We start from the raw sequence: 24,559 nt of genomic DNA, 5'->3' as shown, positions 1-24,559 counted from the left end.
TTCTTGTTCTTTTTAAACAAGAAAAGAATAAGAACTTTACGAAAGTAAAGAAATTAGTCATTGTTTTCCAAATTTTCATCATTCTTAGAAATATTTTTATTTGATTTAATAATATCTTGAATCTTATTTTTCAAGTCGTTCTTATTTCTTTTTTTAGCTGCAGCTATAGGATATCTTCTAATATTACTACCCATGGAAATACTTCTTGTTTTTGAAGATGAATTGTCTTTTTTGCTTAAGTATCTTTCCACAATATTTAATCCATCCTTAGACAATGTCTCTGGATTTACGCCTAGTTGTTCTAATTTCTTATCCAGCTCCTCAGATGTATGCGTGCAATTTTCTAACTCTTCGAATATCCTGTTAAGTATTTTACCCTTGCTCTCTTTTGCCATGATTATTTCTTTAGTGAATCAAATATTTGTTTCTTGTCCATTTTTTCTAATCGAGATTTCAACTTTCTGATTAAATTATTATACTCCCTGTTGGATATTTTAAGCTCTTCACAGATATCTTTTCTTTTCATCCCCTCGTTCATAAGAATAAAAAGGTCGTATAGCACTGTTTCTTTATCTAGTTCATTTTTAATTATGCCCAATATCTGATTAGCATTAAAATTTTCCTCAGCCGAATAATCATCATCATGATTTACTTCGAGAATATCAATTGGGTTGCTTGTCTTGACTTCTTCATTGCGTGCTAAATTGGCTACCATACCCCTAACAACATGAAATTTTAGGTAACTGAGTAAGTCTGCTTTTTTTGGATTCCACTTCCATTTTCCCGACAATACAGCTTCTATAGCCTCATATGTAATTTCTTCAGGGGAATAGCCTTTAATTCCTTTTTCGTAAAGCAAATTCCAAAATTTAAATCTTGAATACGCATAATACGTCAAGTCCTTTATTATGTATTCCCAATCTTGTTTTTCAAACAATTTTCTCGTCTCAGAATCCATATAGTGTTATTATTTACATACTAATGTTGTAAAGTTCAAAAAAATAACAGTCCTAACTAAAAAAAACAGAATTGAAAGAAAAGGTCAATTCTCAACACTAGAAAATAGAAGCACATTATTAAACTTTTAAATTCAATATGTTATGATTAAAAATATTGAGATTATTGACCTAGAGGAATATTGCAAGGACAACCTAAGGCCCCCGAGACGCAGACGGTACAGGATTAAGGTTGACCGTGACAAGTTTGTAGTGAACAAGGAATCCATGACAGGGCGGGAAATTTTGGAACTGGCCGGAAAAATCCCAGCTTCACAGTATCAGCTTAGGCAAAAGTTTCGAGGAGGATCCGTAAAAAAAGTTGGATTGGATGAAGTTGTTGATTTCACTGAGCCCGGTGTTGAGAAGTTCATTACTATTCCTTTAGATCAGACCGAAGGATAATGGAAGCAAGACAAGAATTCGATTTATCAGATGAGGACCAAGGGTTTTTGGAAGCCCTTGGTCTTCCTTGGGAGACCATCAAAGAAAGAGGGCAGTTATGGGTTTTGATTCATAACTATGAGCCACCTTTAGGTTATGCACAAAAAGTTGTTTCAATAGCCATCAATATCCCGTCGTCATATCCACGGGCGCAATTGGACATGGTATATTTCTATCCTTCCATTAGTAGAAAGGATGGATATCGAATAGGAGCTTTGACAAATTTGGTAATGGATAACAAAACCTGGCAGCGATGGTCGAGACATCGGACAAGGAATAACCCATGGCGTGAGGACGTCGACAATATTTCGACGCACTTTGCACTTATTGAAAATTGGTTACAAAGAGAATTTAATAAAATCCCGTATGAAGTACCGGCTTAGAATTTCTGGTAGAGATGCCAATAAAATAAAGAACCATCTGTTTCCTGGAGATGAATTGGAGGCTGTGTCCATTGCTTTATGCGGTCACCATAGGGGGAAAGACGAATTTATCATTTGCGTCCACGAGGTTGTCAATATCCCGTATGATTTATGTGATAGGACTCACGGATATGTTCATTGGCAGACGGAGATAATTATTCCTGCTATTGAAAAAGCCGCGAAATTGGGATTAAGTATTGTCAAATTTCACAGTCATCCCGGCGGCTATGGCCGTTTCTCTGAATTGGACGATGTTTCTGACAAAAAGCTATTTCCCTCTTTATATGGTTGGATCGATGGTTACCAGCTACATGCCAGTGTGGTAGCACTTCCGAATGGAAAGTTCTTTGGACGTGTAGTCGATAGCTCTGGTAACTTCCATGTTATGAATCAAATAATGGTAGTGGGAGATACTATTTCCATTTTCAACCATACTGAAGTAGAAGTGGACCAAAAGGTATCCCTGAGAAATATACAATCCTTTGGGCCGGGTACGACCCGACTACTTAAGAACATGGCGATAGGAGTGGTTGGTGCTTCTGGAACGGGATCACCCATACTAGAGCAGCTTGCAAGGCTTGGAGTAGGTGAACTAGTGATTATAGATCCGGATATCATCGAGGAAAAGAATCTGAATAGGATTCTCAACTCCAAAAAACAACATGCAGCGCAGAAGATATATAAAGCAAAAATGCTTAAGTCTTCAATTGAGGACATGGGTTTCAACACCAAAGTCTATTCCTTCACTGATAACCTATATGATTCTAGAGACGCTATTAAGGCATTGATAAGATGCGATGTTATATTCGGTTGTGTAGACAGTATAGACGGCCGGCACTTGTTGAACCAAATAGGTACATTTTATTGTGTGCCCTACTTCGATATTGGCATAAAATTGGAGGCAGATGGCCGTGGTGGTATAAATCAAATCAATGGAGCTGTACATTACATCCAACCTTGTGGGTCGTCCTTAATGTCCAGAGGTGTATATAGCGTTGAGGGATTAGAATCGGCAACCTTAAGGCGCGAGAATGAGGAGGAATATGAAAAAAGACTCGAAGAAAAATATATTGTAAATGTTCGTGTCGACAGTCCTGCGGTGATCAGTGTCAATATGTTTGTTTCCAGTTTTGGTATCAATGATTTTCTGAACCGGGTGCATCCATATAAGGGTTACAATCCTTGTGAAAGGGCAGTGACCTGGTTATCACTATCAGAGGACATGATTTTTCATGATTCAGACGGAACTCCGGATGCGTATCTAGCGAAGAAGGTGGGATTAGGTGATTACAAACCGTTCTTGGATATCCCGGGTCTATGAAACATTGGTCAAAAATAGCGAGGAGGATTTTATCTCATTTCCCTTGGAACAGGTATAGAGTTCGTTTTAGCGATGACATTCCAGACAATTCGGTACGCCGAATCATATATGTGATAGGTAGCAAGGGAAATCAGTGGCTATTGTACTTTCGATGTCCCTGCGGTTGCAAAAAGGAAATCTATTTAAATCTAATGCAAGAGGAATCTCCGAGATGGCAATTCCTCTTGCGGAGGAATAAAATAAACATAGCTCCATCAATTCATCGACTCAAAGGATGTAAAAGTCACTTTTGGATTGTAAAAGGCAGGGTTGTTTGGTGTTCTTGAGTATAGCTTTAAAATAGCATTGAATAAGTAGTTTTTAATAAGGTAATAGATGGCACAGGTTATAAAATATATCAAAAATCGTGTAAAGGAATATTTGGTACAATTGACCATCTTGGGTTCATTCCTAGGATTATGTTTGACGATAAGCAATATTTCCATAAATCTATTTGAGCCCCCCCTTTTGCCTTTCTACGCCAAATCATTTGAGGCATTCCATTCGTTTTGCAGAATTATCTTAGAGAAGATTGTTTTCTCTTGGGCGGTCCCTCTGCTCGAATCGATTATCTATGCCATTAGTTGGTTAGGGTCACTGGTATTACCCATAGAACCCATATGGCCCAAAATCAAAGTCGCTGGCCTGTATGTAGATTTTGCACTTATTTCGGTAGCCTTGACTAAAGCATTTTCGAGTGTTGATCTATTGATTCCTCACCCAAAAAGGGAAGCAGCTATGAAAAGTCTAAGCGATAAACAAAGAAATGAGATGTGGAGGAGTGAGGGATGGTTTTGGGGTACGATTCATCGGTTTTTGGAATTCCTCAATCGTACAAATTGGAAAATACTGAGAGTAATATTGTTTCCCACAAAGCCTTTCTCAAAAATAAGACGGTTCTTGGAGCCAACAGCGAAGACTATAGTCGGGAGTGTCATGATGTGGGGCTTTGTCCGTTTTTTTGGCTATTTGATTAATGTATCCTTAGCTGGACAGCTAAAGTTTGAAATAATGGATATAAGAAAAAGGGTGATGCGGTATGTATTGTTGAACATAGTTGCAGCAATCATTGCTACGGTAATATTTCTTGCTTTTAATGGATGGCTCGTAAAAGCATCAGTACAATAAAAATCTTATGTAGGATTTTAATAAATAATACAAGTAAAATCTGATACCGCTTTAAGGAAGATAAAAATTCATTGTTTGTTAATTGACACTAAGTTGCCTAAAAGTTAAGGCGATTTAAGATTATTCGATATAATTTCAAGACATTTGAAACAGAATAAGTTCATTTAAAATCCTACATAGTTTTGGTGCGTTTTTCGGTGAGTAATCAATCTCGCTGATTTGTAAAGCGCTGAAAATGAGTCAAATAAAAGAATAGTTCAGTCCCAGGTGGGACCACATCAAGCGCAAAACCCGTGCTCCGCTAGGAGGCCGGGTTTTATTTTTTTGAAGAGGAGAAGACCCTTGATTTTCTTCAGTATTAAAAAAATAAAACACAACGGGCATAGGCCGCGGGTTTTGCATTTGCAGTAGCGGGACTTCTCTGGTCGCTTCCGACGTTGGAGGAAGCAACCCGTCCATCTGGCACCAAAAGTCTTAGCTAGAGCTAGGACTTTTTTTGTGGAGCAAACCCTGGGCGAGAAGTTTACGCTGAGCTCGGTCGAAGCAAGCCCAGCCTGCCCGTCTGAAATGAAGGCGGGGTGGGACCACGTGAAATATTGGAAATTCTCTTAAAAAAGTAAGATTGATCAAGTCTAGGTTCAGTAACTCTTATTGGGTCGTTGATAAGGACACAAAGGAATAGGCCCTACTTAAAAACAAAATGAAAAGGGATTATTGAATAGCTACTTCGCTCAACATTATAAGTACTATCCGATTTTTGCTTTGCGTTTTTCTTCCCCAACGCTTCCAAAATCGGATACGGACCAGGCCCAAAGTTTTGCGATAAGGATTTGGGCCAATCTTTATGTTCCAAATCTATCGGCCGCCTCCACCTAACCTGCTTTAAAATAGACTAATTATAAATAGGTGCAGATTCTTTGATTAAAACCAAAAAATTGTCAACTTATTAAGAAATTAACAAAATTTGGCATTCTGTGTAATCAAAATTCAAAAAATATTGAACAAAACGCAATTTTGTTTAAAGATTTCAGAAAGTCGCGAAACATCTTAACTCATAAATTATGGCAAACGTTTTATGGTTACAAGGGGGTGCATGTAGTGGCAACACCATGTCCTTTTTGAATGCTGAAGAACCTACCGTAGTCGAATTGATCACGGATTTTGGACTGAACATTCTTTGGCATCCTACTACGGGTCTTCAAATTGGGGATCAAGTGCAAGACTTATTAAAGGATATTCTAGATGGGAAAGTCCAAATGGATATTCTTGTGTACGAAGGCTCCTTGATTCAAGGACCAAATGGTACCGGAACCATGAATTATTTTGCGGATAGACCCATGATGGATTGGATCAAGGAGCTTTCCGAAGTGGCCGGTTATGTGGTGGCCATAGGAGATTGTGCCACTTGGGGGGGTATCCCCGCAGTACCACCAAATCCGAGTGAATCCACTGGGCTGCAATTCCACAAAAAAGCCAAAGGAGGTTTCTTGGGAGCGGATTATGTTTCCAAAGGAGGACTCCCAGTTATCAATATTCCCGGATGTCCGGCACACCCGGATTGGATTACCCAAATTTTGGTGGCTATCGCCGTAGGAAGAATAGGAGATGTTTTAATCGATGAATATCACAGGCCCAAAACCTTCTTTACCAATTTCGTTCAGGACGGCTGTACCAACGTAACAAATTTTGCACAAAAGGTTGATGGGGGATTTGGCAGGAGAGGTGGATGTCTTTTCTATGAAGTAGGTTGTAGAGGACCAATGACTAGAGCAAGCTGTAATAACATCCTATGGAACAGACAATCCAGTAAGACGCGTGCCAACCACCCTTGTCTCGGCTGTACGGAACCCGGTTTCCCACATCACGACCTGAAAAAAGGAAGTGTGTTCAACACGATGAAATACCTTGGTTTTATGCCGCGGGAAGTTCCGACAGGAAGAACAAAACTTGCATACTATATTGAGGCCGGTTTCCAAAAAGTGCTTCCCAAGAACCACAGGGTAATGGAAGCTTCCAAATAATTGAAAATAAACTAGAACAAATAAAAATGGCTGTTAAAGAATTAAACATATCCCCCGTCGGTCGGGTCGAGGGAGACCTAGATGTAAAGGTTTACATCGATGAGGGCAAAGTGACCAGGGCACATACCCAAGCTGCGATGTTCAGGGGCTTCGAAAAAATAATGGCGGGCAAAGATCCTCAATCGGGCTTAATTGTAACCCCTAGAATATGTGGAATTTGCGGCGGTTCGCATCTCTATTGTGCTTCCTCTGCTTTGGATACCGCCTGGGGAACAAAACTCTCTCCCAATGCCCTGTTGTTAAGAGCTATTGGTCAGGCATCAGAAACCCTGCAAAGTATTCCTAGATGGTACTATGCCATTTTTGCTACCGATATGGCGAATAAAAAATTCGCCAACAAGCCTTTGTACAAGGAAGTGGTAAAACGCTGGTCTGCCTATGTTGGGGAAACCTTTCAAATCGGACTTACGGCAAGTGCACTTCCGGTTCAAATCTATGCCCTTTTCGGTGGACAATGGCCGCATTCCAGCTACATGGTGCCAGGTGGCGTAATGTGTGCACCTACCTTAAAGGATATCACAAGAGCCTATGCCATTTTGAAGCAGTTCAAGAATGATTGGTTGGAACCCGTTTGGTTGGGCTGTTCCATCGAACGTTACATGGAAATCAAATCCTGGGACGATATGCTGGCCTGGGTTGAAGAAAATGAATCCCAAAAGAACAGTGATCTCGGTTTGTTGATTAGAGCCGGAATAGAATTCGGATTGGACAAATTTGGACAAGGCGTGGGCAAATTTCTGACCACAGGTACGTACTTGCATAAAGACCTATACAACAACCCGACCATTGAAGGTAGGAACCATGCATTGATTTGTCCCAGTGGTTATTTTGATGGGGAAAATTGGCACGAATTCGACCACTTAAAAGTAAGTGAGCATGTAAAGCATTCGTGGTTTGGTGATCAGGAAGACGGCTTGCACCCATGGGATGAGCCTATCCCCACCCCAGTTGAATCCAGCCCTTTGGAGCATACGGACTTCGGCGGGAAGTATAGTTGGGCCAAATCTCCAAGATATGATGGGCATGCTTGCGAAACGGGACCATTGGCGCGTTGTGTGATGAATGCCAATCCGAATAATAAAGAACATCAGATTCAAGATCCTTTGTTTGGAGATATCATCAAGAAAATGGGACCAAGTGTGTTTACCCGTGTTTTAGCAAGGGTCCATGAAGCTCCCCGTATTTATAAATTCATCGAACAGTGGTTGTCGGAGATTGATCTGGATGGCGAGTTTTACATCAAACCGGAAGAAAAGGATGGAAAAGGCTTTGGTGCAACTGAAGCTGCAAGAGGCGCATTGGCTCACTGGATTGAAATTGAAAATGGAGTCATTAAAAACTATCAAGTTATGGCACCCACTACGTGGAATGTTGGGCCACAAGATGGTAATGACAACCCTGGACCTATAGAAAGTGCCTTGATGGGCACAACTATTGAAGACCCTCTAGATCCCGTAGAAGTGGGAATCGTTGCCCGTTCATTTGACTCTTGTTTGGTATGTACGGTACATGCCCATGATGAAAAAAGCGGTGTGGAACTTTCGAAATTCAAACTATAGGACTTTAAAGGTTAAACAAAACAAGAATATTTTGAGACCTGTTGGGAAGAATTGACCCAACAGGTCTCGCTTTTCAAAAACCGATTTTAACCGTAAGCTATGAAAACAGCCATTATGGGCTTTGGAAACCCGGTAAGAAGTGATGATGCCATTGGTATTTATGTGATTGAAGAGCTGAGCAAAACCGCTGTAAATACTGAGGAAGTCAGCATTTTTGATATGGGCACTTCCGCTTTTGAGGTCTTGTTCGGACTTAAGGGACATGACAAAATCATTATGGTCGATGCGGTAATTAACTCTAATGAACCTGTTGGAACTTTGTTTAAGGTTCCGGCTGAAGAAGTTTTGAGTGCCCCGCAGGATGACCCCCTCGTTTTTCTACACGGAATGAAATGGGATCAAGCACTTTCATATGCCAAGAAAATATTAGGGGAGTCCTATCCAAAAGATATTAGTGTGTATCTGATAGCCATTGACAACACAAAATTGGAAATTGATTTGAGTGCCCCGGTCAAGGATGCTGGGGATAAGGTAGTTGAGTATATTCTTGATGAATTAAGGCAATTGAAAGTATCATGAGTTCAGGTCTTTCTATACGATCCTCGCATGTTTATTTCACAGCAGAATTAGCCAAAAAGGTATTTCAACAAGTGCATTATGCCTATGTCACCTATGCGAAAGAACAGGGACATTTGTTGATAACGCCTGTAAGTAGTCAATGGTTTGTAAAAATGTATGAACCCACTCAGTTTTTGCTCAAGGAGCGAAATCTAAAGGGAGATAAAACCTTAGCCTTGCGGGAAATCTTCATTGACAATGAACTGGATAGTACGGATCGCAATTTGGAATATGAATGGATTGAAAAAACAAATCTCATTAAGGTAGCAATGTGAGGAACAAGACCGATGATAATGACGATTGGTTATTGGACGCCGAAGTACAAACAAGAATTGTTGAAGAGAAGGGAAGATGGGCGGTATCACTGGTTTTTATTGACACCAAGGACCCTTCTCGGATTTTGGTCAATGAAATTGCGGATTATCGCTCAAAACGTTTAGCCGAGATCGCGGCTTTGAATATGAAGCGAACCGCGGAAAAAGACCCTAGGGGCATTCAAAAAGTAAACAAGGATGATTACGATATTAACGACAACTGAACACGAATTCCGAATTAAGGAAATCATTAGTGGCGTGGACCGCTTAAACGAATTGGTTCAAATTTCTTTGGATGCTGCCTCCCCACGTAAAGGAGATAAGGTCCTCTATGTTGAGGCATCTGGAATTCATGCGACCATCGATTGGTTCGATACCGAGCCACCTTATATGTTTCCATCGGTGGATTTAACCGAGAACAATTTATTGGCATTGCTCTTTTATAAAATTGGAAACGAGCAACAAGCCTTTCACTATCTATCAGAGTCAGATTCCTTGTATACACATTTATTGTTGGCTACAAAGCTGAAGTTCGGGTATGAAATCGAAACGGAAGAATCGTCAGATTTGAGCGGGCATAACAAAGCCATCCTGCATCACTATGGCAACCTTTCCCCAAGAATTAGCTTTAACGAATTACGACAATGCTATGCAGATGCACTGCAACGGGCAAGTGGCAATGCTATAAGAAGTTACACCGCCAAACACTACCTGAATCTGTTGTTGGATGCACAACTGTTCGATGAAACAATAGCAGCTAGCAAATCCTTCCTTAAGGAAGCAGAATCCAAGGCTGCCCAAATAGCTTTATGGATTCAATGGTGCACGGCCAGCTACAAAAATTTGCGAGTGCCATACGATTCAGATACACTTAAGACCATCTTGGTAAAACAAGAAGAATGTATACAATACCTTCAATTGCATGAATTGCATTTGAACGCTGCCCTATTGGCCATGGAAGCCTGTGATGTGGCCAATTTTTTGGGAGACTTTCCTTTGGCCAAAGAATACATCAATATGGCCATCAAAACTTTTAAGGAAGAAGGTGCTATGGAATTTTTGGGTGAGGCAGGACTAAAAAAAGCGCACTTGCTGTACCATTGGTCCAAGAATGGTAGTCCTCAATATTACAAAGCGGCAATAAATGCTTTCCAAGATACCTTAAAGGTATTTAAGAAAGATGCCTATCCCGATTATTTTGCGGAAATTCAACATTCTTTGGCATTGATATATTCCGAAATTCCGGCGCCACCTGATGAAAAACCCATGTGGACCGCATTTTGTGCATCGGCCTTTAAAGAAGCTTTGACGTTTTATACCAAAGAGCTCTATCCTTATGAACGCGCTATGGTCTGTCATAACTATGCCACGGCCTTGATGGATTTCCCTCCTGCAAAACTCCACAACAATCACGAAAAGGCACATGAGCTTTTAGAGGAGGCCCTACAAATCAGAACGGCCGAAAAGTATCCTACAGAACGTGCTTTGACTTTGTTGAATCAATTGGAGCTATGTTGGTTAATGCACAATTCGGATGAAAAAGAAGAGGAAAAAAGACTCCGGTCCATGCGGGCTAAGGCAGAAGAAATTAAATCCTTGGTCACCGATGGGCATCTATTGAATAGAGCCAAGGAACAATTGGAAAAATTAGAAAAACTAAAGACCATAATCTGAACCTATGCACGAGACATCCATTGTAAACAGCATTATGAGAACCTTGGAAATTGAGTTTGAAAAGGAGAAACTGGATAAGATGAAGTCCATTCATCTCAAAGTGGGTATCCTCTCAAATATAGAACCTAGGCTGCTTCATAATGCATATAGTGCATATCACATGATGAATCCTCAGTATAGCGGAGTGCAATTGAACATAGAATCTACAGCACTTAAGATTCAATGTGAGGTGTGCAACCATGTGACTCGAATAAAGAATTACCGGTTCATCTGCGAAAACTGTGGACGACCGAGCAAGAATATAATCCAAGGAGAAGAATTGTTAATACATAAAGTTGAATTTGAAGATTAAATCATGATAGAAAAGTCACCAAAAACCGCTAGGGGTACCGTACAATGTGAAAACACCAACATACATTTATTAAAGGCCAATGACTTTGTAGCAGACATTATACGTAAAGAAGTCGCTAAGACCAAAACCCTTTTGATCAACGTTACCTCTTCCCCTGGAAGTGGTAAGACCACTTTGATGCAAAAGACGGCTGAAAAGTTGAAAGACAAAATCAACATGGCCGTGATGGTCGGAGATTTGGAAACCGAGCGCGATGCTGAACGTATTCGGGAAACAGGAATTCATGCACTACAAATCGTTACAGGAGGAATATGTCACTTGGAGGCCCAGATGGTGCATCAGGTCTTGGATAGGTTTGATTTGGAAAACTTGGATTTATTGTTCATTGAGAATGTTGGGAATTTGGTTTGCCCTGCTTCATTTGATTTGGGTGAGGATTTCCGCGTGACCTTATTGGCCACCACCGAGGGCGACGATAAACCGAAAAAGTACCCCAAAATGTTCTTGACTACTGATTTGATGTTGGTATCAAAGGCAGACTTATTGCCTTATTTACCCTTTACTTTGGAAGCGGTTACAAAGGATGCTCTGGAGGTAAATCATGAGCTCGAAGTCATTCAGATTTCTTCCTTAACCGATGAAGGCGTGGATCAATGGTGCGATTGGTTATTGGAAAAAATAAATGACAAAAAAGGCTTTTAAGCCGAATGCTTAAAACCTTTAAAATACAAATAGGCGGTCAAGTCCAGGGAGTCGGGTTTCGTCCTTTCATCTTTAATTTGGCCCAAACGCATCAATTAAAGGGTACGGTAGGCAACAACGCCAGGGGTGTGTTGATTTATGTGAATGGTATAAGCGCAACGCTGATGAATTTTATGGAAGATATTTTAGAAAAAGCACCGGATGCCGCTATCATCCAAAGCCATTCTATAGATGAAATCGAACCCATGGAATTTGAGGGCTTTTCCATTGCTCCCTCCCAAAAAACGGCTAAGGTAGCTATACCGCTTACAGCGGATTTTGCCATCTGTACTTCCTGTAAAAAAGAAATTCAGAACCCAAGCAATCGAAGATATCGGTACGCCTTTACCACTTGTACGCAGTGTGGTCCAAGGTATGCCATAACACAAAAGTTTCCCTTTGAAAGGGCACATACCACAATGAGCCAATTCATTATGTGTAAGAGTTGTGTAACCGAATATGAAAACCCAAAGGACTCCAGATTTCATTCTCAAACCAATAGTTGTGCCGATTGTGGGATTAGGTTGCAGTTGTTAAAGAATTCCGGGGAACCCGTACAGATCGAGAATGAAAAAGCGGTACTGGGAAAGGTGGCGCATTTCCTAAAGGAAGGGGCGGTGGTTGCTTTGAAAAATACCAGTGGTTACCTGTTATGTGTGGATGCCACGAATGATAAAGCGGTCAAACAGCTACGGCAACGAAAACAGCGCCCTGCCAAACCATTTGCATTGCTCTATCCCAACATGGAAAGAATCCATGAAGACTTTGAGGTATCCGACTATGAACAGGAGGCTCTCGAATCAAGAGTCTGTCCTATTGTACTCTTGGATGCCAAGCAGCGTACAAAAGAAAGCCTAGCGGAATCAGTAGCGCCTGGATTGGACCGCTATGGGGTTATGTTGCCCTCAAGCGCTCTGTTGACCTTATTGTCCATAGAAGTGGAAATCCCTTTAGTGGCTACTAGTGGTAATATTCATGGTTCACCCATCCTTTCCTCTGAAAAAGAGGCCAAAGAAAAATTGGGCCCCGTAGTGGATTACTTTTTGAGTCATAACTTGGAAATTACCTTTCCTCAAGATGATTCTGTGTGCCATTTTGCCCATGAGCAACGAATTTTATTGCGTCGTTCCAGAGGATTGGCACCCAACCTAATAGGGTATACTCCAAAAACAAATGAGAAGGTGTTGGCCATGGGGGCACATTTAAAAAGCACCCTAGCCTTTACCCCAAATGGGAATACTTATGTGAGTCCTTATTTTGGGAATTTGGATTCCTATGAGGTGCTCCAACGCTATACGGATACCCTGCAACGGTACACCCAGCTATTTGAAGAATTACCGGAAGTGGTTTTGGTCGATAAGCATCCTTCATACCAAAGTGCAATTTTAGGAAAGGAATTGGCTAAGAATTGGAAGATTCCCGTGGTTGAGGTGCAACATCACAAGGCGCATTTTGCAAGTGTACTGGCTGAACAAGATTTATTTGAAACCAAGACTCCTGTTTTAGGGGTCATTTGGGATGGAACAGGCCTTGGTGATGATGGCATGATTTGGGGCGGAGAGTTTTTCGTGTATCAGAATCGTCAAATGGAAAGAAAGGCGTCTTTTGAATACTTCCATTCATTGGCTGGGGATAAAATGGCAAAGGAACCCCGACTTTCATTATTTAGCTTGGTCAGGTCGGGAACTATAATTGAAGATAAATTTTCAAAAGCCGAATTTAAGGTTTATCAAAAGTTAAAGGAAAATACAACTTTAAAAACATCGTCCGTTGGTCGTTTGTTCGATGCGGTCGCCTCCCTATTGGATGTATTGGATATTTCTACCTATGAAAGTGAAGCCGCTTTGCTTTTGGAGAATCTGGCGTGGCAGTATCAAGGGGAATACATTGATTTGTTGGAAGGGCTATCCTTTGAAAACATTCCTTCAAAAAACATCATAGAGCGCCTTGTCACCTTGAAAAATCAAGGAGAACCCCAAACGAAATTAGCGGCCAGTTTCATCCATACACTTGCCAAAGGAATTCTTAAAGTGGCCAATGCTATGGAGATCGGCACAATTGCTTGCAGTGGGGGTGTGTTTCAAAATCGATTTTTGGTCCAAACCTTAATTGGTCTAGCCGAAGAAGATGATATTACCCTCTTGTTTCATAAGGAGATGTCTAGTAATGACGAAAATATTTCATTCGGTCAATTGGCCTATTATCAAAACATAAAAGAATAAGTTATGTGTTTAGCGATTCCAGGAAAAATCAAAAGTATCGAAACCCTACATAACGGTCTAGTGCGTATGGCCAAGGTTTCCTTCGGGGGCATTACCAAAGAAGCTAGTTTAGAAATGTTACCGGACGCCGAGGTCGATGATTATGTATTGGTTCATGTAGGAGTGGCCATAAGCAAAGTGGATGAAGAGGAAGCGAAAAAAACCTTTAGCTATTTGGAAGAAATAGGAGAGCTGGGCGAGTTGGAAGATGTGGACGAATATTTACCGAAAAACGAGTAGAAGATGAAATATCTATCAGAATATAGAGACCCTGAGCTGGCGAAAAAGTATTTGGAAGAAATCAAAAATACAGTTTCAAGACCATGGTCAATAATGGAAGTTTGTGGTGGACAAACCCACAGCTTGGTCAAGAACGGTATTATTGAGATGCTGCCCAAGGAGATTACAATGATTCATGGCCCAGGTTGTCCCGTTTGTGTTACGCCCTTAAATCTTATTGATAAAGCGGTGCATTTAGCTTTGGAAAAAGGGGTTGTTCTCTGTTCGTTTGGAGACATGCTTCGCGTACCGGGTTCTGAAAAAAGTCTATTGGAAGCAAAAGCGGAAGGTGCAGATGTACGTGTCCTATACTCACCTTTGGAAGCCGTGAAGATTGCCGAGGACCATCCTAAGAAGGAAGTGGTCTTTTTTGCAGTTGGCTTTGAAACTACGGCACCGGCCAATGCCCTTTCGGTAATCCATGCGCACCGTAAGGGATTGAAAAACTATTCTATTCTAGCCTCTCACGTTTTGGTTCCTCCTGCTATAAAAGCGGTTATAGACGATGAAGAGAGTCGAATCGATGGCTTTTTGGCTGCCGGCCACGTCTGTACTATCATGGGAAATGCGGAATACCATCCGCTTTCTGCAGAATATAAGGTTCCCATTGTGGTAACCGGTTTTGAGCCCTTGGATGTGCTTCAAGGTATTTTAATGGTAATCCGCCAATTGGAACAGCGTCAATCAGAGGTGGAGAACCAGTATGCCCGCATTGTTCGTGAAGAAGGAAATGTAGCGGCGCAAAAAGTGATTCATGAAGTCTTTGAAGTACAAAATCAAATGTGGCGTGGTATAGGGGAAATACCCCTTAGCGGCTATGGTGTTAAACCAAAATATGCAAATTTCGACGCTACTAAAAAATACGAGGTGTCTATTGCGGAAGCCCCAGAAAATCCGGAATGTATCTCAGGTCAGATTATGAAGGGCATCAAAAAACCTTTTGAATGTGCACAGTTTGGCAAAAAGTGTAAGCCTTCAAATCCATTGGGAGCTCCAATGGTAAGTAGTGAGGGTGCTTGCGCTGCGTATTATCATTTTTCAGGGATGGTTGAAGCTTAATATTGTTGAATGTCAGAGGAGAAAAAATTACGCATGCAATTGCAATGTCCCATGCCCAAAATGGATTTCGATGTGATTACCTTGGGCCACGGAAGTGGCGGATTGTTAACCAACAAATTGTTGGATAGCGGAGTTTTTGATTTACTATCAAATCCCATTTTAGACGCCCGTCATGATGGGGCTTTTTTGGAACTTGAAGGAAAAACTGCATTTTCTACGGATAGTTTTTTGGTATCTCCCATCTTTTTTCCTGGAGGGAATATTGGCGAATTGGCAGTAAACGGTACGGTGAACGATTTGGCGATGTGTGGTGCGGTTCCAGAATATTTGTCGCTTAGCTTTATTATCGAAGAGGGGCTTAAGGTTTCGGAGTTTTGGGAGGTTTTGGTAGCCGTGAAATTTGCCTGTGAAAGAGCTGGGGTACAAGTGGTAACGGGAGACACTAAAGTGGTTGAAAAAGGGAAGGGTGACAAAATCTTTATCAATACATCGGGCATCGGAAAAGTTCATCCAAAAGCCGATATAGCGGCAGGTAATATCAAAAAGGGAGATAAAATCATCATCAGTGGACAAGTGGCCACTCATGGTATGGCGATAATGTCCGTTCGCGAAGGACTTGAGTTTGATTCGGAAATACAAAGTGATACGACCAATCTAAACCATTCCATCATAAAGCTTTTGGGCCAGTTTGGAGGAGCTATTCATTTGTTGACCGACCCTACCCGTGGCGGAGTGGCAACGGTGTTAAAGGAAACAGCTCAGTCTATCGATCTGGGAATCGATATTTTTCAAAAAGACCTTCCTCTAAACGATCAAGTGGCTAGTGCGTGTGAACTATTGGGACTTGATCCATTGTATGTGGCCAATGAAGGTCTTTTTATTGCCTTTGTTGCAGAAGAAGTTGCAGAGGACTTCCTGTTAGAATTGCAAAAGGATGAGAATGGATTACATGCCCAAATAATAGGTACGGTGACGGAAGAACATCCTAGACAGGTGATTCTGGAAAGCGCAATTGGTGGAAAACGAGTGGTGAGCATGTTGCCAGGGGAACAATTACCACGAATCTGTTAGTATGGATTTTACTACACTGGGCACGCAGGTTTCCAATCCGCACATTTTTAAAGGCTCCGAACAAAAACCATTTTTGGCTCCTAGAGGTGTTCACCTGTTCAACAATATGCTTTTTGTTTCCGATACAGGTCAAAATCGAGTGTTCATTTGGTATCAATTGCCTACGTCATTACACCAAGAACCAGATGTTGTTTTGGGCCAACAAGATGTGGGAGGTTCGGAAAGAAATTCTGGGGGAACCGTGACCTCTCAAAGCCTACATTATCCCTCAGGAATTTGGAGTGACGGACAACGATTGATTGTCGCGGATGCATGGAACCATCGCGTGCTTATTTGGCATCATTTGCCATCTAAACATGGACAAGCTGCCGACGTGGTTCTAGGACAGCCAGATTTTGAATCGAATAATGTGAACGTGGAAGGGATCTCCAAAAATCCTTCGGCAAGAAGTATGCATTGGCCCTACGGCGTTTTTTCCAACGGAAGGCAACTATGGGTGGCAGATACGGGAAATCGAAGAATTTTATATTACAAAACCCTACCTCTGGAAAATTATATCCCGGCGGATAAGGTGATTGGAAAACCTGACTTTTTTACTCGGGACTACGAAAGCAATCAGCCTATTTGGCCGTATTCCCTAAAAATCAATGCTGATGGGGTGTTGGCCGTGGCCGACACCCAGTTTTATCGAACTTTACTATGGAACAATTGGGAAGCCGCGCTCAATACTTCCGCGGACATCATTATTGGTCAACCTGATTTTGATGCATGCGGACAAAATCAATTTGGACTTTTCCCAGATGCCCACACCTTAAACTGGACCTATGATGTCTGTTTTTATAAAAAGGGATTGTTGGTCAATGATACTGGAAATAGCCGACTGCTCTATTTTGAAAAAATCCCCAAAACCAACAATAAAACTGCTGATACTGTTATTGGCAAGCGCGATTTCAAGACAGGAAGTGAGAATAAGGATACCATCGTCGGAACAGAAAGTTCTTTATATTGGCCTTTTTCTATTTGCACGCAAGAAGAAAAACTGGTAGTCGCAGACACGGGGAACCACCGTTTGGCGATTATGGACCTGTTGTTTTAGAAACCCAGATAAATCCAATATACCCCAATGACAATGGCAAAAAGCCCTCCTGCCAATCGAATACTTTGAAAGGTGTTTGGACTTTGAAGTTTTTGGGAGCCATTGGAGATTCGTCCCAAAATATAAGCGTAAACGACCATTGCAAGTACCGTACCTAAGGCAAATCCAATGATATAGAGCACTCCTTCAAATTGGTTTTGGAACCCCAATACAGGAAGTAGCAGTAAAAAGTGCGCTATCCCCGCCAATCCATGTAAAACCCCTATAACAAATGAAGACCAACTATTTTGTTGCAATGCTTTGGAGTGCATGTGTTCATGGTTAAGGGTATTGTTATCATGATTGTGGTCATGCACATGGATATAAGGTTTTTCTCCGCCATGGATATGAGGATGATTGTGTCCCTGTACTTTGAAGAAAAGTCTGAAAATAGCCCATATCCCAACCCCAATAAGTACAATACCCACTAGCTGCTCACTGTATTTGGATATCAGCTCTACCGGAATTACTTCTTTAAATGCCAAAAAGAGTAGCCCAATGACTAACATTCCTGTAAGATGGCCAAATCCCCAAAACAGGCCAATACGCCATACCTTTTTTCGGGTTTCAATGGCCAAAGGAGTTATCGCGGCGAGATGGTCCGGCCCAGATACCACATGTAGTACGGAGGCCAAAATTCCGGCAAAAAAAGATTGAGCAATCACTCCAACAAGATATTAACAATCTTGGACATATTTCTTCCTTGATATAATTCTTTTCTATACGACCCCACAGGAATATGGGAATAGGGTCTTGTTTAGAATTTATGTCCAGAATCAAGGGTTACGTAATTTTTTACCGAAACAAATTAAGTTGTAGCCTAATTAAGGGTATGAATAAAGGAAAGGCTTATACACTACTTGCCGAATATTCTTCAGTACAGGTTTTATATTTGCCGTAGCGGGACTTTTATGGCTTAAGAGTGTAGCAGTTTAACCCAGCCTGCCCGTCCGAAATGAAATGAAGGCGGACTGGGACCACTGACGGTATCTGCTTAAAAGTACCATAGGGACACTCTAAGCCAAAACCTAGGACAATAGTAAGGTGTAAAAAATATTGACAAAAAACGTCAAATAATTTTACACTATAAAAAATAGATTTTATTTTAATCCATTGTTATTCAAATAAATACAGATTGGCACAATAGTATACATACTTCATGCACAGAACAGAAAAATAACCAACAAACGTTTAATTTCTTAAAAATGAAAAACCAATTTTTTGTACTATTTATTATTGCCCTTTGCTCCTGTCAACCTAAAACCAAACCCAAAGAAAATGTTGCGATCAATCAAACGAAGGACTCGCTAACGCACAAACTCCAAACTATTCATTCCAAGGGCGCTATTAACGGATTCGGTGTCGCTATAGTCAATGAGCATGGCACATTGTATTCTAACGGAATAGGTTACGCCGATGCAGCTGCAAAAAAGGAATATACCGAGAATAGTATCCATAATATCGGTTCGGTTTCCAAAACCTTTATTGGGGTTGCCTTGCTCAAGGCCCAAGAGCTTAAACAATTGCATTTGGACGACCCGATATCCAAGTACCTTCCCTTTGCGGTCAGAAATCCGCAATTTCCAGAAGTACCAATTACCATCCGACACTTGGCCACGCATACATCCACACTATTGGATACGGATACGTTTGATGAACAATGCTATATCCTTAAAGAGGATGTTGTAGTTTCTGACTCCCTAATGGCAGCTTCTGAGGTGTTCAATCCACCAAGTTCGTCCATTAGTGTCATCGAATTCCTGGAGAAGATATTGAAGGAAAACGGGGAATGGTATGAAGAGGAAGGGTTTCTAAAAGCGAAACCTGGCGAATTCTATGAATACAGCAATGTGGGAGCTACCCTGGCTGCGGCGGTTTTGGAGAGGGCCACCGGTGCATCTTTCAATCAGTTTGCTACGGAGCATATCTTGAAACCATTGGAAATGGCATCTTCTGGATGGTCGTTCGACGATATCGAATTTTCAAAGCATTCCACCTTATATATAGGGCCCAAGGCCAAACTGCCATTTTATTCGCTTATCACCTATCCGGATGGTGGCTTGATCACGAGCAGCTCAGACCTGGCCAAGTATCTATCGGAATTGATCAAGGGATATACAGGAGAAGGCACTTTACTCAACCCGGAGAGCTACCGGGAACTGTTTCGTGAACAACTACAAGCCCATCACTTCCAAGAGGAAAGGGATACGGACAACGAATATGATGACGAGTACAATACTGGAATTTTTATGGGCTTTTCACCCAAAGGGTATATTGGACATACCGGAGGAGACCCAGGTATCGCCACCTTTATGTTTTTTAAGCCTACGACAAAAACGGGGAAACTTATAATGATCAATACTTCTGTCCGTGGCTCGGAAAAAGGCGTGGCCGAATTTTATGATATTTGGTACACCCTGGATGAATTTGAAGGCAAATTAATGAAAGTTGAAGGCAATCACCCCTAATCTTTAATAACTAGTACGGACATGAAAGTACATAAAGCCTTTTATTCCTTCGTTATTGCCTCGCTGTGGGGATTGAATTTTATATTGATTGAAATATAGGATATGTTTATTTTATCAACTGTAATAAACGAAGTGAATTCACCAAAGGGCTGGAAAATTATTTTGGGTACTGATGAAGTAAAGCGATTAAGACCCCACCAAATGTAACATCTTTTAACTTGTGATTATAGCTCAAAAATCGAAACCGACATTTTGTGCATTCACTACCAAAATCGGGACTATGTTGAAATGGAAATTAGGGAAAGCACATAATCTATAATAGAATGAAGTCCTATTTCAAATGATTAACGATGCATAAAATGCTTCACCTAACACGCCATTTTCACCATATTTTGATAAAAGGTTATATTCATCATTTCGTAAAAGTGATGGTCTAACAATCCATGGGCAGTTTAGAGTAGGTAGTAATGCTAACATTTTTAAATAAAAAGATTCCCTTTAACTTCGGCTTTACCAATCAATTGGTGATTGCCCTTGTTCTAGGGTGCATACTCGCCCTGATTATGATCTTTTTAGGACCTTTCGACACGGATCGGTTCCAATCAAGTTATAAGCACTTAATTTTAGGGGGATTCGGAGTTTTGTTGTCGATATTTTATTTGGTCAATTCAAGGATTGAGACTTGGTGGTATCATTACCAAAATAGAAAATGGACAATTAAGTTTGAAATTATAGCATTCATTTCTTTGGTGATCATTACAAGTATCCCCATTCATTTTTACAACCAGATTTTTCTTAATGATTTCTTTAGTCAGGGCTATGGGGCCAATGAATACATTCGCCATGGACTATGGTTTTTTAGAAGTTCCATGATTCCCATAATGTTGGCCCTGTTGCCCTTTTTTATTTATTTCAGGAATACGTTTGGACAACTAGATACGTCAGATTCCTTAAAGGAAATTGAGTTATTTGGCACCAATAGGGGAGAAAAAATCAACATTCAAAAACATAAGCTATTGTTTGTCAAATCATCGGAGAATTACGTTGAGATTTTTTATGAAAAGGAAAATAGCGTACATCATGCTATTTTTAGAAATACACTGACCGCCATTAACGAACAGGCCCCATTTTTAAGTTATTGTCATCGATCGTATCTCGTCAACACCTCTAGCATAAAACAAATAAGAGGAAATTCACAAAATGCAAAAATTGAATTTCGCCATAATCTACAGATTCCATTATCAAAGACCTACTACAAGAAGGTAAAATCCTCCTTATCCGTTTAGCCCTAAAATCTACCATTTGGGCCCATTGCGTATCGTTTCATCAACAAAAATACCTACTCGTCACTCTTTTTCATGGCGTTTGAATTTTTGAATTCTCTTTGGAAGGTATTTTCTAAACGCGGGCTTTTCTGTCTGATCCTTAACCGAAGAAAAAGCGGACCGTCGGCCGGCAATTTAAATCAATAAAGATGAAACTTAAACTGGTCGTTACTTTTTCTTTACTCTTGTCCCTTGTTCCAAAAGGCGCGACGAAACACAACTTGGACCAGGAGAACTTGATCTATCTCTCCGATGAGATTTTTGATGAACTCGTAGCCATACGAAATGACCTGCACAAACATCCAGAACTTGCGGGAAATGAAAAGAGAACTTCCCAAATAGTGGAAGACTATTTATTGGATTTGGGCTTGGAAGTAAAAACGGGTTTTGGAGGATATGGCGTGGTCGGGATTTTAAGAGGGGACAAAAAAGGCAAAAAAGTTGCTTGGCGGGCCGATATGGACGCCGCCCTACATGTATTTGACAATAAACTCAACTTTAAACCTCAAGTTGCCCACATTTGTGGACATGATGTGCATACCACAATAGGTCTTGGCATGGCAAATGTGCTTTCAAAATTAAAAGATAGTATTGAAGGCACAGTATATTTCATTTTCCAACCCGCTGAGGAGTCTTTCAAAGGGGCAAAATCAATGATTGAAGATGGACTGTTCGAAGAAATCCAACCAGATGAAATTTTTGGTCTTCACGTTTTTCCAACAGAAATAGGGACCATCAGTTCCAAACCCAATGAACTGTTCGCTTATCAGAGGAGAATAAAGTTAACTTTTGACCGTACTATTGACGAAGAGGGCTTCAGGGATTTTTTCCAAGAAGTCATGCAACAACTGGTTCGCCATAAACCTAACGGCGAACCCTGGTCTCTGGATTATTTGACCCATCCTGAATATGGCCTGATGAATCCGAACACGATGTATGACGATTATTTCATATTGGAATCCAGTACTGCTATCCGTCACGAAAATGAAACCACTTCTTTTGAATATACCTATTACGAAACTGACTTTACAAGGTTAAATACCATTTCAAAACAAATTACGGATCGTGTCATCCAATCAAAATATGGTGAGTTTTATATCGAGACATCATTTACAGCGGAGAGGCCTACCGTTATCAATGACCCAAAGTTGACCGAAGAATGCCTATCCGTGTTGAAGGACATGCATGGTACAGAAAATGTCAAACACTTTTATGGGCAAGCACCTTATTTCAATGAGGACTTTATTTACTATCAATATGAAGTGCCTGGGGTTATGTTTCTTTTGGGAGCTTCAAACAAAGACAAAGGAATAAAGGCGTTACCACATACTTCGGAGTTCGAAGTAGATGAAGAAGTTATAAAATATGGCGTAAACTATTTTTCGTCTTTTTTGAAAAATAGAGTCAACTAAAAACGAACTGAATGCGAACGCGATCTACAACAAGCAATTGAACAAATCATGAAAAAGCTAAGTATCCTATATTTTATCTTATTATCCTTAGTGGTATCCGCTCAGGAAATACCGACTGCAAAAGATTGGCAAAAAGACCTAAGATTTTTGCAAAAAACAGTACATGAAGAGTACTCCTTTTTATTTGTCAAAACGACTAAGGCAACTTTTGATGCTGAGGTAGAAAAGTTGTATAACCGTATCCCGTCTTTAGAACCTCATGAAATAATTGTGGGGCTATCCCGAATTATTGGACTTTTTAAATATGGCCATATGGCTGTTGGATTTAATATAGAACCCTTTAAGTTCCATTATCTGCCCCTAAACCTATATCAGTTTTCCGATGGCATTTACCTACAAGGAGTGCATAAGGATTACCAAGATGTTGTTGGCGCAAAAGTGATTGAAGTCAATGGAATACCCATTAGGGATGCGCTAGATATGGTTTATCCTGTAGTTAGCGCGGAGAACACGCAATTCTTTAAAAGCCATGGCATAAATTTTCTAACAGTAATGGAAGTGCTTCATGCCCAAAGAATTACTGAAAATCTTGAGAGTTCGGTTGAGTTCACTCTTGAAAGGGGTGGGAAAATCATCAAAAAAGAATTTTCTGCCTTGCCTGTGGGCCAAGAAGTACCCCGTAAATATGGTTATGTGTTTCAAGATGAAAACTGGTCCGAGGCAAGGGAACAAGATATTATTCCCCTTTATCTAGAGCAATTGGACAAAATATATTTCTTCAGATATCTGCCAAAGGAAAAAGCAGTATTCGTTAGACTCAGTCAAATAGAGGATGACCCTAATGAAAGAATGGAAACCTTTTATTCCCGATTATTTGATTTTATTCAAAAAAATAAGGTTGAGAAGTTGATCATTGATGTTAGATTAAATGGAGGAGGAAATAACTTTAAGAATAGGACGTTAGTCACAAAAATTATTGAGAACAAGAAGATAAATACCGTTGGCAGTCTTTTTGTTATCATTGGTAGAAGAACATTTTCTGCATGTCAAAATCTCGTAAACGAGCTGGATAACTATACCAATGTGATATTCCTAGGAGAGCCTACCGCCGAGAATGTGAATTTTTATGGAGATAGTCGCCCCGTAATTTTACCAAACACCCATCACCCAGTCTATTTATCGTTTGCATGGTGGCAGGACAAACCTGCATGGCAAAATGCGGAATGGCTTATACCCGCTATTCCTGTGGATATGAGTTTTTCGGAATATTCAACAAATAGGGATCCTGTGCTTGATGCTGCCCTAGCTTTTTCCGACACCCATTTTAAACCGAACCCCATGAGATTCATTACGGATTTGTTTGTAAGGGGCGAAATACAACAATTGGATGAAGAGGTCCCTCAAATGATTAAGGATTCTAGATATGATTTTTTTGATTTTGAAGCAGAAATTAGTAAGGCGGGGCAGCATTTGGTGAGGAGTGGTAGACCGCCCGCCATACAAACCGGGATTGGCGTTTTTTCTTTTGTTACCCGGTTGTTTCCAACTTCTGCCAGTGCATGGAGAAACTTAGCCGATGCTTATTTAAAAGCTGGGGAACATGAGAAAGCCAAGTCTCTATTTGATAAGGCAAAAAGCCTGGATTCAGATGAATAAAACAGGGAATGCTCAAACGAAACATTGAATAATATTACTGAATTGGCTTTGGCGGTTATCAAAGAAGACAGAATAGTTTATGGGAATTATTTAGGAAAAGTCTCTCTAGAGGAGAACACGTTGTTCAATGAAAATAAACTTAAATTGTACAAATACAATCGTAGCTAATTAAGGGGTACTTACCGTGACATTTAAAACTAATAAT

General features: G+C 40.6%; 25 protein-coding genes. 22 read left to right on the top strand and 3 right to left on the bottom strand.

The window, feature by feature from the left end; all coding sequences use genetic code 11:
* Nucleotides 1-53: 53 nt before the first annotated feature.
* Entirely contained in the window at nucleotides 54-395 is a 342-nt protein-coding gene (locus Q0993_RS12795) for a hypothetical protein (protein ID WP_299533578.1), read from the bottom strand.
* Between the two features lie 2 nt (nucleotides 396-397).
* Entirely contained in the window at nucleotides 398-958 is a 561-nt protein-coding gene (locus Q0993_RS12790; RefSeq protein WP_299533577.1) for a hypothetical protein, read from the bottom strand.
* Between the two features lie 142 nt (nucleotides 959-1,100).
* Here Q0993_RS12790 and Q0993_RS12785 point away from each other — a divergent pair, with 142 nt between their 5' ends.
* The 18 genes from Q0993_RS12785 (at nucleotide 1,101) to Q0993_RS12705 (ending at nucleotide 17,454) form a co-directional block, all read left to right on the top strand.
* Nucleotides 1,101-1,400: a multiubiquitin domain-containing protein gene (locus Q0993_RS12785; protein WP_299533576.1), complete on the top strand. Its 300-nt coding sequence runs from the start codon at nucleotides 1,101-1,103 to the stop codon at nucleotides 1,398-1,400.
* The gene (locus tag Q0993_RS12780) at nucleotides 1,400-1,822 is read left to right on the top strand and encodes an E2/UBC family protein (RefSeq protein WP_299533575.1); all 423 of its coding nucleotides are present in this window, start codon (nucleotides 1,400-1,402) and stop codon (nucleotides 1,820-1,822) included. The genes Q0993_RS12785 and Q0993_RS12780 overlap by 1 nt, the downstream gene beginning before the upstream one ends.
* On the top strand, nucleotides 1,806-3,182 hold the full coding sequence (locus Q0993_RS12775; protein WP_299533573.1) for a ThiF family adenylyltransferase: 1,377 nt from the start codon (nucleotides 1,806-1,808) through the stop codon (nucleotides 3,180-3,182). The genes Q0993_RS12780 and Q0993_RS12775 overlap by 17 nt, the downstream gene beginning before the upstream one ends.
* The gene (locus Q0993_RS21895; RefSeq protein ID WP_367279606.1) at nucleotides 3,179-3,508 is read left to right on the top strand and encodes a DUF6527 family protein; all 330 of its coding nucleotides are present in this window, start codon (nucleotides 3,179-3,181) and stop codon (nucleotides 3,506-3,508) included. The genes Q0993_RS12775 and Q0993_RS21895 overlap by 4 nt, the downstream gene beginning before the upstream one ends.
* 49 nt (nucleotides 3,509-3,557) lie before the next feature.
* Complete coding sequence (locus Q0993_RS12770; RefSeq protein WP_299533572.1) at nucleotides 3,558-4,349, top strand: hypothetical protein; 792 nt, start codon at nucleotides 3,558-3,560, stop codon at nucleotides 4,347-4,349.
* A 1,061-nt stretch (nucleotides 4,350-5,410) separates the two neighbouring features.
* Nucleotides 5,411-6,370: a hypothetical protein gene (locus Q0993_RS12765; RefSeq protein WP_299533571.1), complete on the top strand. Its 960-nt coding sequence runs from the start codon at nucleotides 5,411-5,413 to the stop codon at nucleotides 6,368-6,370.
* Nucleotides 6,371-6,396: 26 nt separating this feature from the next.
* Nucleotides 6,397-7,989, top strand: a complete 1,593-nt coding sequence (locus Q0993_RS12760; protein WP_299533570.1) for a nickel-dependent hydrogenase large subunit — start codon at nucleotides 6,397-6,399, stop codon at nucleotides 7,987-7,989.
* A gap of 99 nt (nucleotides 7,990-8,088) precedes the next feature.
* Nucleotides 8,089-8,568 carry a hydrogenase maturation protease gene (locus Q0993_RS12755; protein ID WP_299533568.1) on the top strand — a complete coding sequence of 160 codons (480 nt, stop codon included), beginning with the start codon at nucleotides 8,089-8,091 and terminating at the stop codon, nucleotides 8,566-8,568.
* Nucleotides 8,565-8,882, top strand: a complete 318-nt coding sequence (locus Q0993_RS12750) for a hypothetical protein (protein ID WP_299533567.1) — start codon at nucleotides 8,565-8,567, stop codon at nucleotides 8,880-8,882. The genes Q0993_RS12755 and Q0993_RS12750 overlap by 4 nt, the downstream gene beginning before the upstream one ends.
* Nucleotides 8,879-9,145, top strand: a complete 267-nt coding sequence (locus Q0993_RS12745; RefSeq protein ID WP_299533566.1) for a hypothetical protein — start codon at nucleotides 8,879-8,881, stop codon at nucleotides 9,143-9,145. The genes Q0993_RS12750 and Q0993_RS12745 overlap by 4 nt, the downstream gene beginning before the upstream one ends.
* Nucleotides 9,120-10,595: a hypothetical protein gene (locus Q0993_RS12740; protein ID WP_299533565.1), complete on the top strand. Its 1,476-nt coding sequence runs from the start codon at nucleotides 9,120-9,122 to the stop codon at nucleotides 10,593-10,595. The genes Q0993_RS12745 and Q0993_RS12740 overlap by 26 nt, the downstream gene beginning before the upstream one ends.
* 4 nt (nucleotides 10,596-10,599) lie before the next feature.
* Complete coding sequence (locus Q0993_RS12735; RefSeq protein WP_299533564.1) at nucleotides 10,600-10,947, top strand: hydrogenase maturation nickel metallochaperone HypA; 348 nt, start codon at nucleotides 10,600-10,602, stop codon at nucleotides 10,945-10,947.
* Between the two features lie 3 nt (nucleotides 10,948-10,950).
* Entirely contained in the window at nucleotides 10,951-11,649 is a 699-nt protein-coding gene (hypB, locus tag Q0993_RS12730) for a hydrogenase nickel incorporation protein HypB (RefSeq protein ID WP_299533563.1), read from the top strand.
* Between the two features lie 5 nt (nucleotides 11,650-11,654).
* Nucleotides 11,655-13,910, top strand: a complete 2,256-nt coding sequence (gene hypF / locus Q0993_RS12725) for a carbamoyltransferase HypF (RefSeq protein ID WP_299533562.1) — start codon at nucleotides 11,655-11,657, stop codon at nucleotides 13,908-13,910.
* Nucleotides 13,911-13,913: 3 nt separating this feature from the next.
* Complete coding sequence (locus tag Q0993_RS12720) at nucleotides 13,914-14,189, top strand: HypC/HybG/HupF family hydrogenase formation chaperone (RefSeq protein WP_299533561.1); 276 nt, start codon at nucleotides 13,914-13,916, stop codon at nucleotides 14,187-14,189.
* Nucleotides 14,190-14,192: 3 nt separating this feature from the next.
* Entirely contained in the window at nucleotides 14,193-15,287 is a 1,095-nt protein-coding gene (gene hypD / locus Q0993_RS12715) for a hydrogenase formation protein HypD (RefSeq protein WP_299533560.1), read from the top strand.
* A gap of 9 nt (nucleotides 15,288-15,296) precedes the next feature.
* Nucleotides 15,297-16,358 (top strand): hydrogenase expression/formation protein HypE, encoded by a 1,062-nt coding sequence (gene hypE / locus Q0993_RS12710; protein ID WP_299533558.1) that lies wholly within the window; start codon nucleotides 15,297-15,299, stop codon nucleotides 16,356-16,358.
* A gap of 1 nt (nucleotide 16,359) precedes the next feature.
* Nucleotides 16,360-17,454, top strand: a complete 1,095-nt coding sequence (locus Q0993_RS12705) for a hypothetical protein (RefSeq protein WP_299533556.1) — start codon at nucleotides 16,360-16,362, stop codon at nucleotides 17,452-17,454.
* Here the strand turns inward: Q0993_RS12705 and Q0993_RS12700 are convergent.
* The gene (locus Q0993_RS12700) at nucleotides 17,451-18,158 is read right to left on the bottom strand and encodes a sulfite exporter TauE/SafE family protein (protein ID WP_299533554.1); all 708 of its coding nucleotides are present in this window, start codon (nucleotides 18,156-18,158) and stop codon (nucleotides 17,451-17,453) included. The genes Q0993_RS12705 and Q0993_RS12700 overlap by 4 nt on opposite strands.
* A gap of 540 nt (nucleotides 18,159-18,698) precedes the next feature.
* Between Q0993_RS12700 and Q0993_RS12695 the strand changes: the two genes are divergently transcribed.
* The 4 genes from Q0993_RS12695 to Q0993_RS12680 all read left to right on the top strand — a co-directional run bounded on the left by Q0993_RS12695 (nucleotide 18,699) and on the right by Q0993_RS12680 (nucleotide 24,354).
* Nucleotides 18,699-19,961, top strand: coding sequence for a serine hydrolase (locus tag Q0993_RS12695; RefSeq protein WP_299533551.1), 1,263 nt, complete (start codon nucleotides 18,699-18,701; stop codon nucleotides 19,959-19,961).
* A 467-nt stretch (nucleotides 19,962-20,428) separates the two neighbouring features.
* Nucleotides 20,429-21,247 (top strand): LytTR family transcriptional regulator DNA-binding domain-containing protein, encoded by an 819-nt coding sequence (locus tag Q0993_RS12690; protein ID WP_299533549.1) that lies wholly within the window; start codon nucleotides 20,429-20,431, stop codon nucleotides 21,245-21,247.
* Nucleotides 21,248-21,435: 188 nt separating this feature from the next.
* A complete protein-coding gene (locus Q0993_RS12685) occupies nucleotides 21,436-22,698 on the top strand; it encodes a M20 family metallopeptidase (RefSeq protein ID WP_299533546.1) in 1,263 nt (420 codons plus the stop codon).
* A gap of 48 nt (nucleotides 22,699-22,746) precedes the next feature.
* Entirely contained in the window at nucleotides 22,747-24,354 is a 1,608-nt protein-coding gene (locus tag Q0993_RS12680; protein ID WP_299533544.1) for a S41 family peptidase, read from the top strand.
* The last annotated feature ends 205 nt before the right edge of the window (nucleotides 24,355-24,559 follow it).

The sequence above is a fragment of the Ulvibacterium sp. genome (genome assembly GCF_028285715.1).
In the GTDB taxonomy this organism is placed as follows: domain Bacteria; phylum Bacteroidota; class Bacteroidia; order Flavobacteriales; family Flavobacteriaceae; genus Ulvibacterium.
The sequence above is the reverse complement of the archived record's forward strand: the minus strand, read 5'-3'. Positions and strand labels throughout refer to the sequence as shown.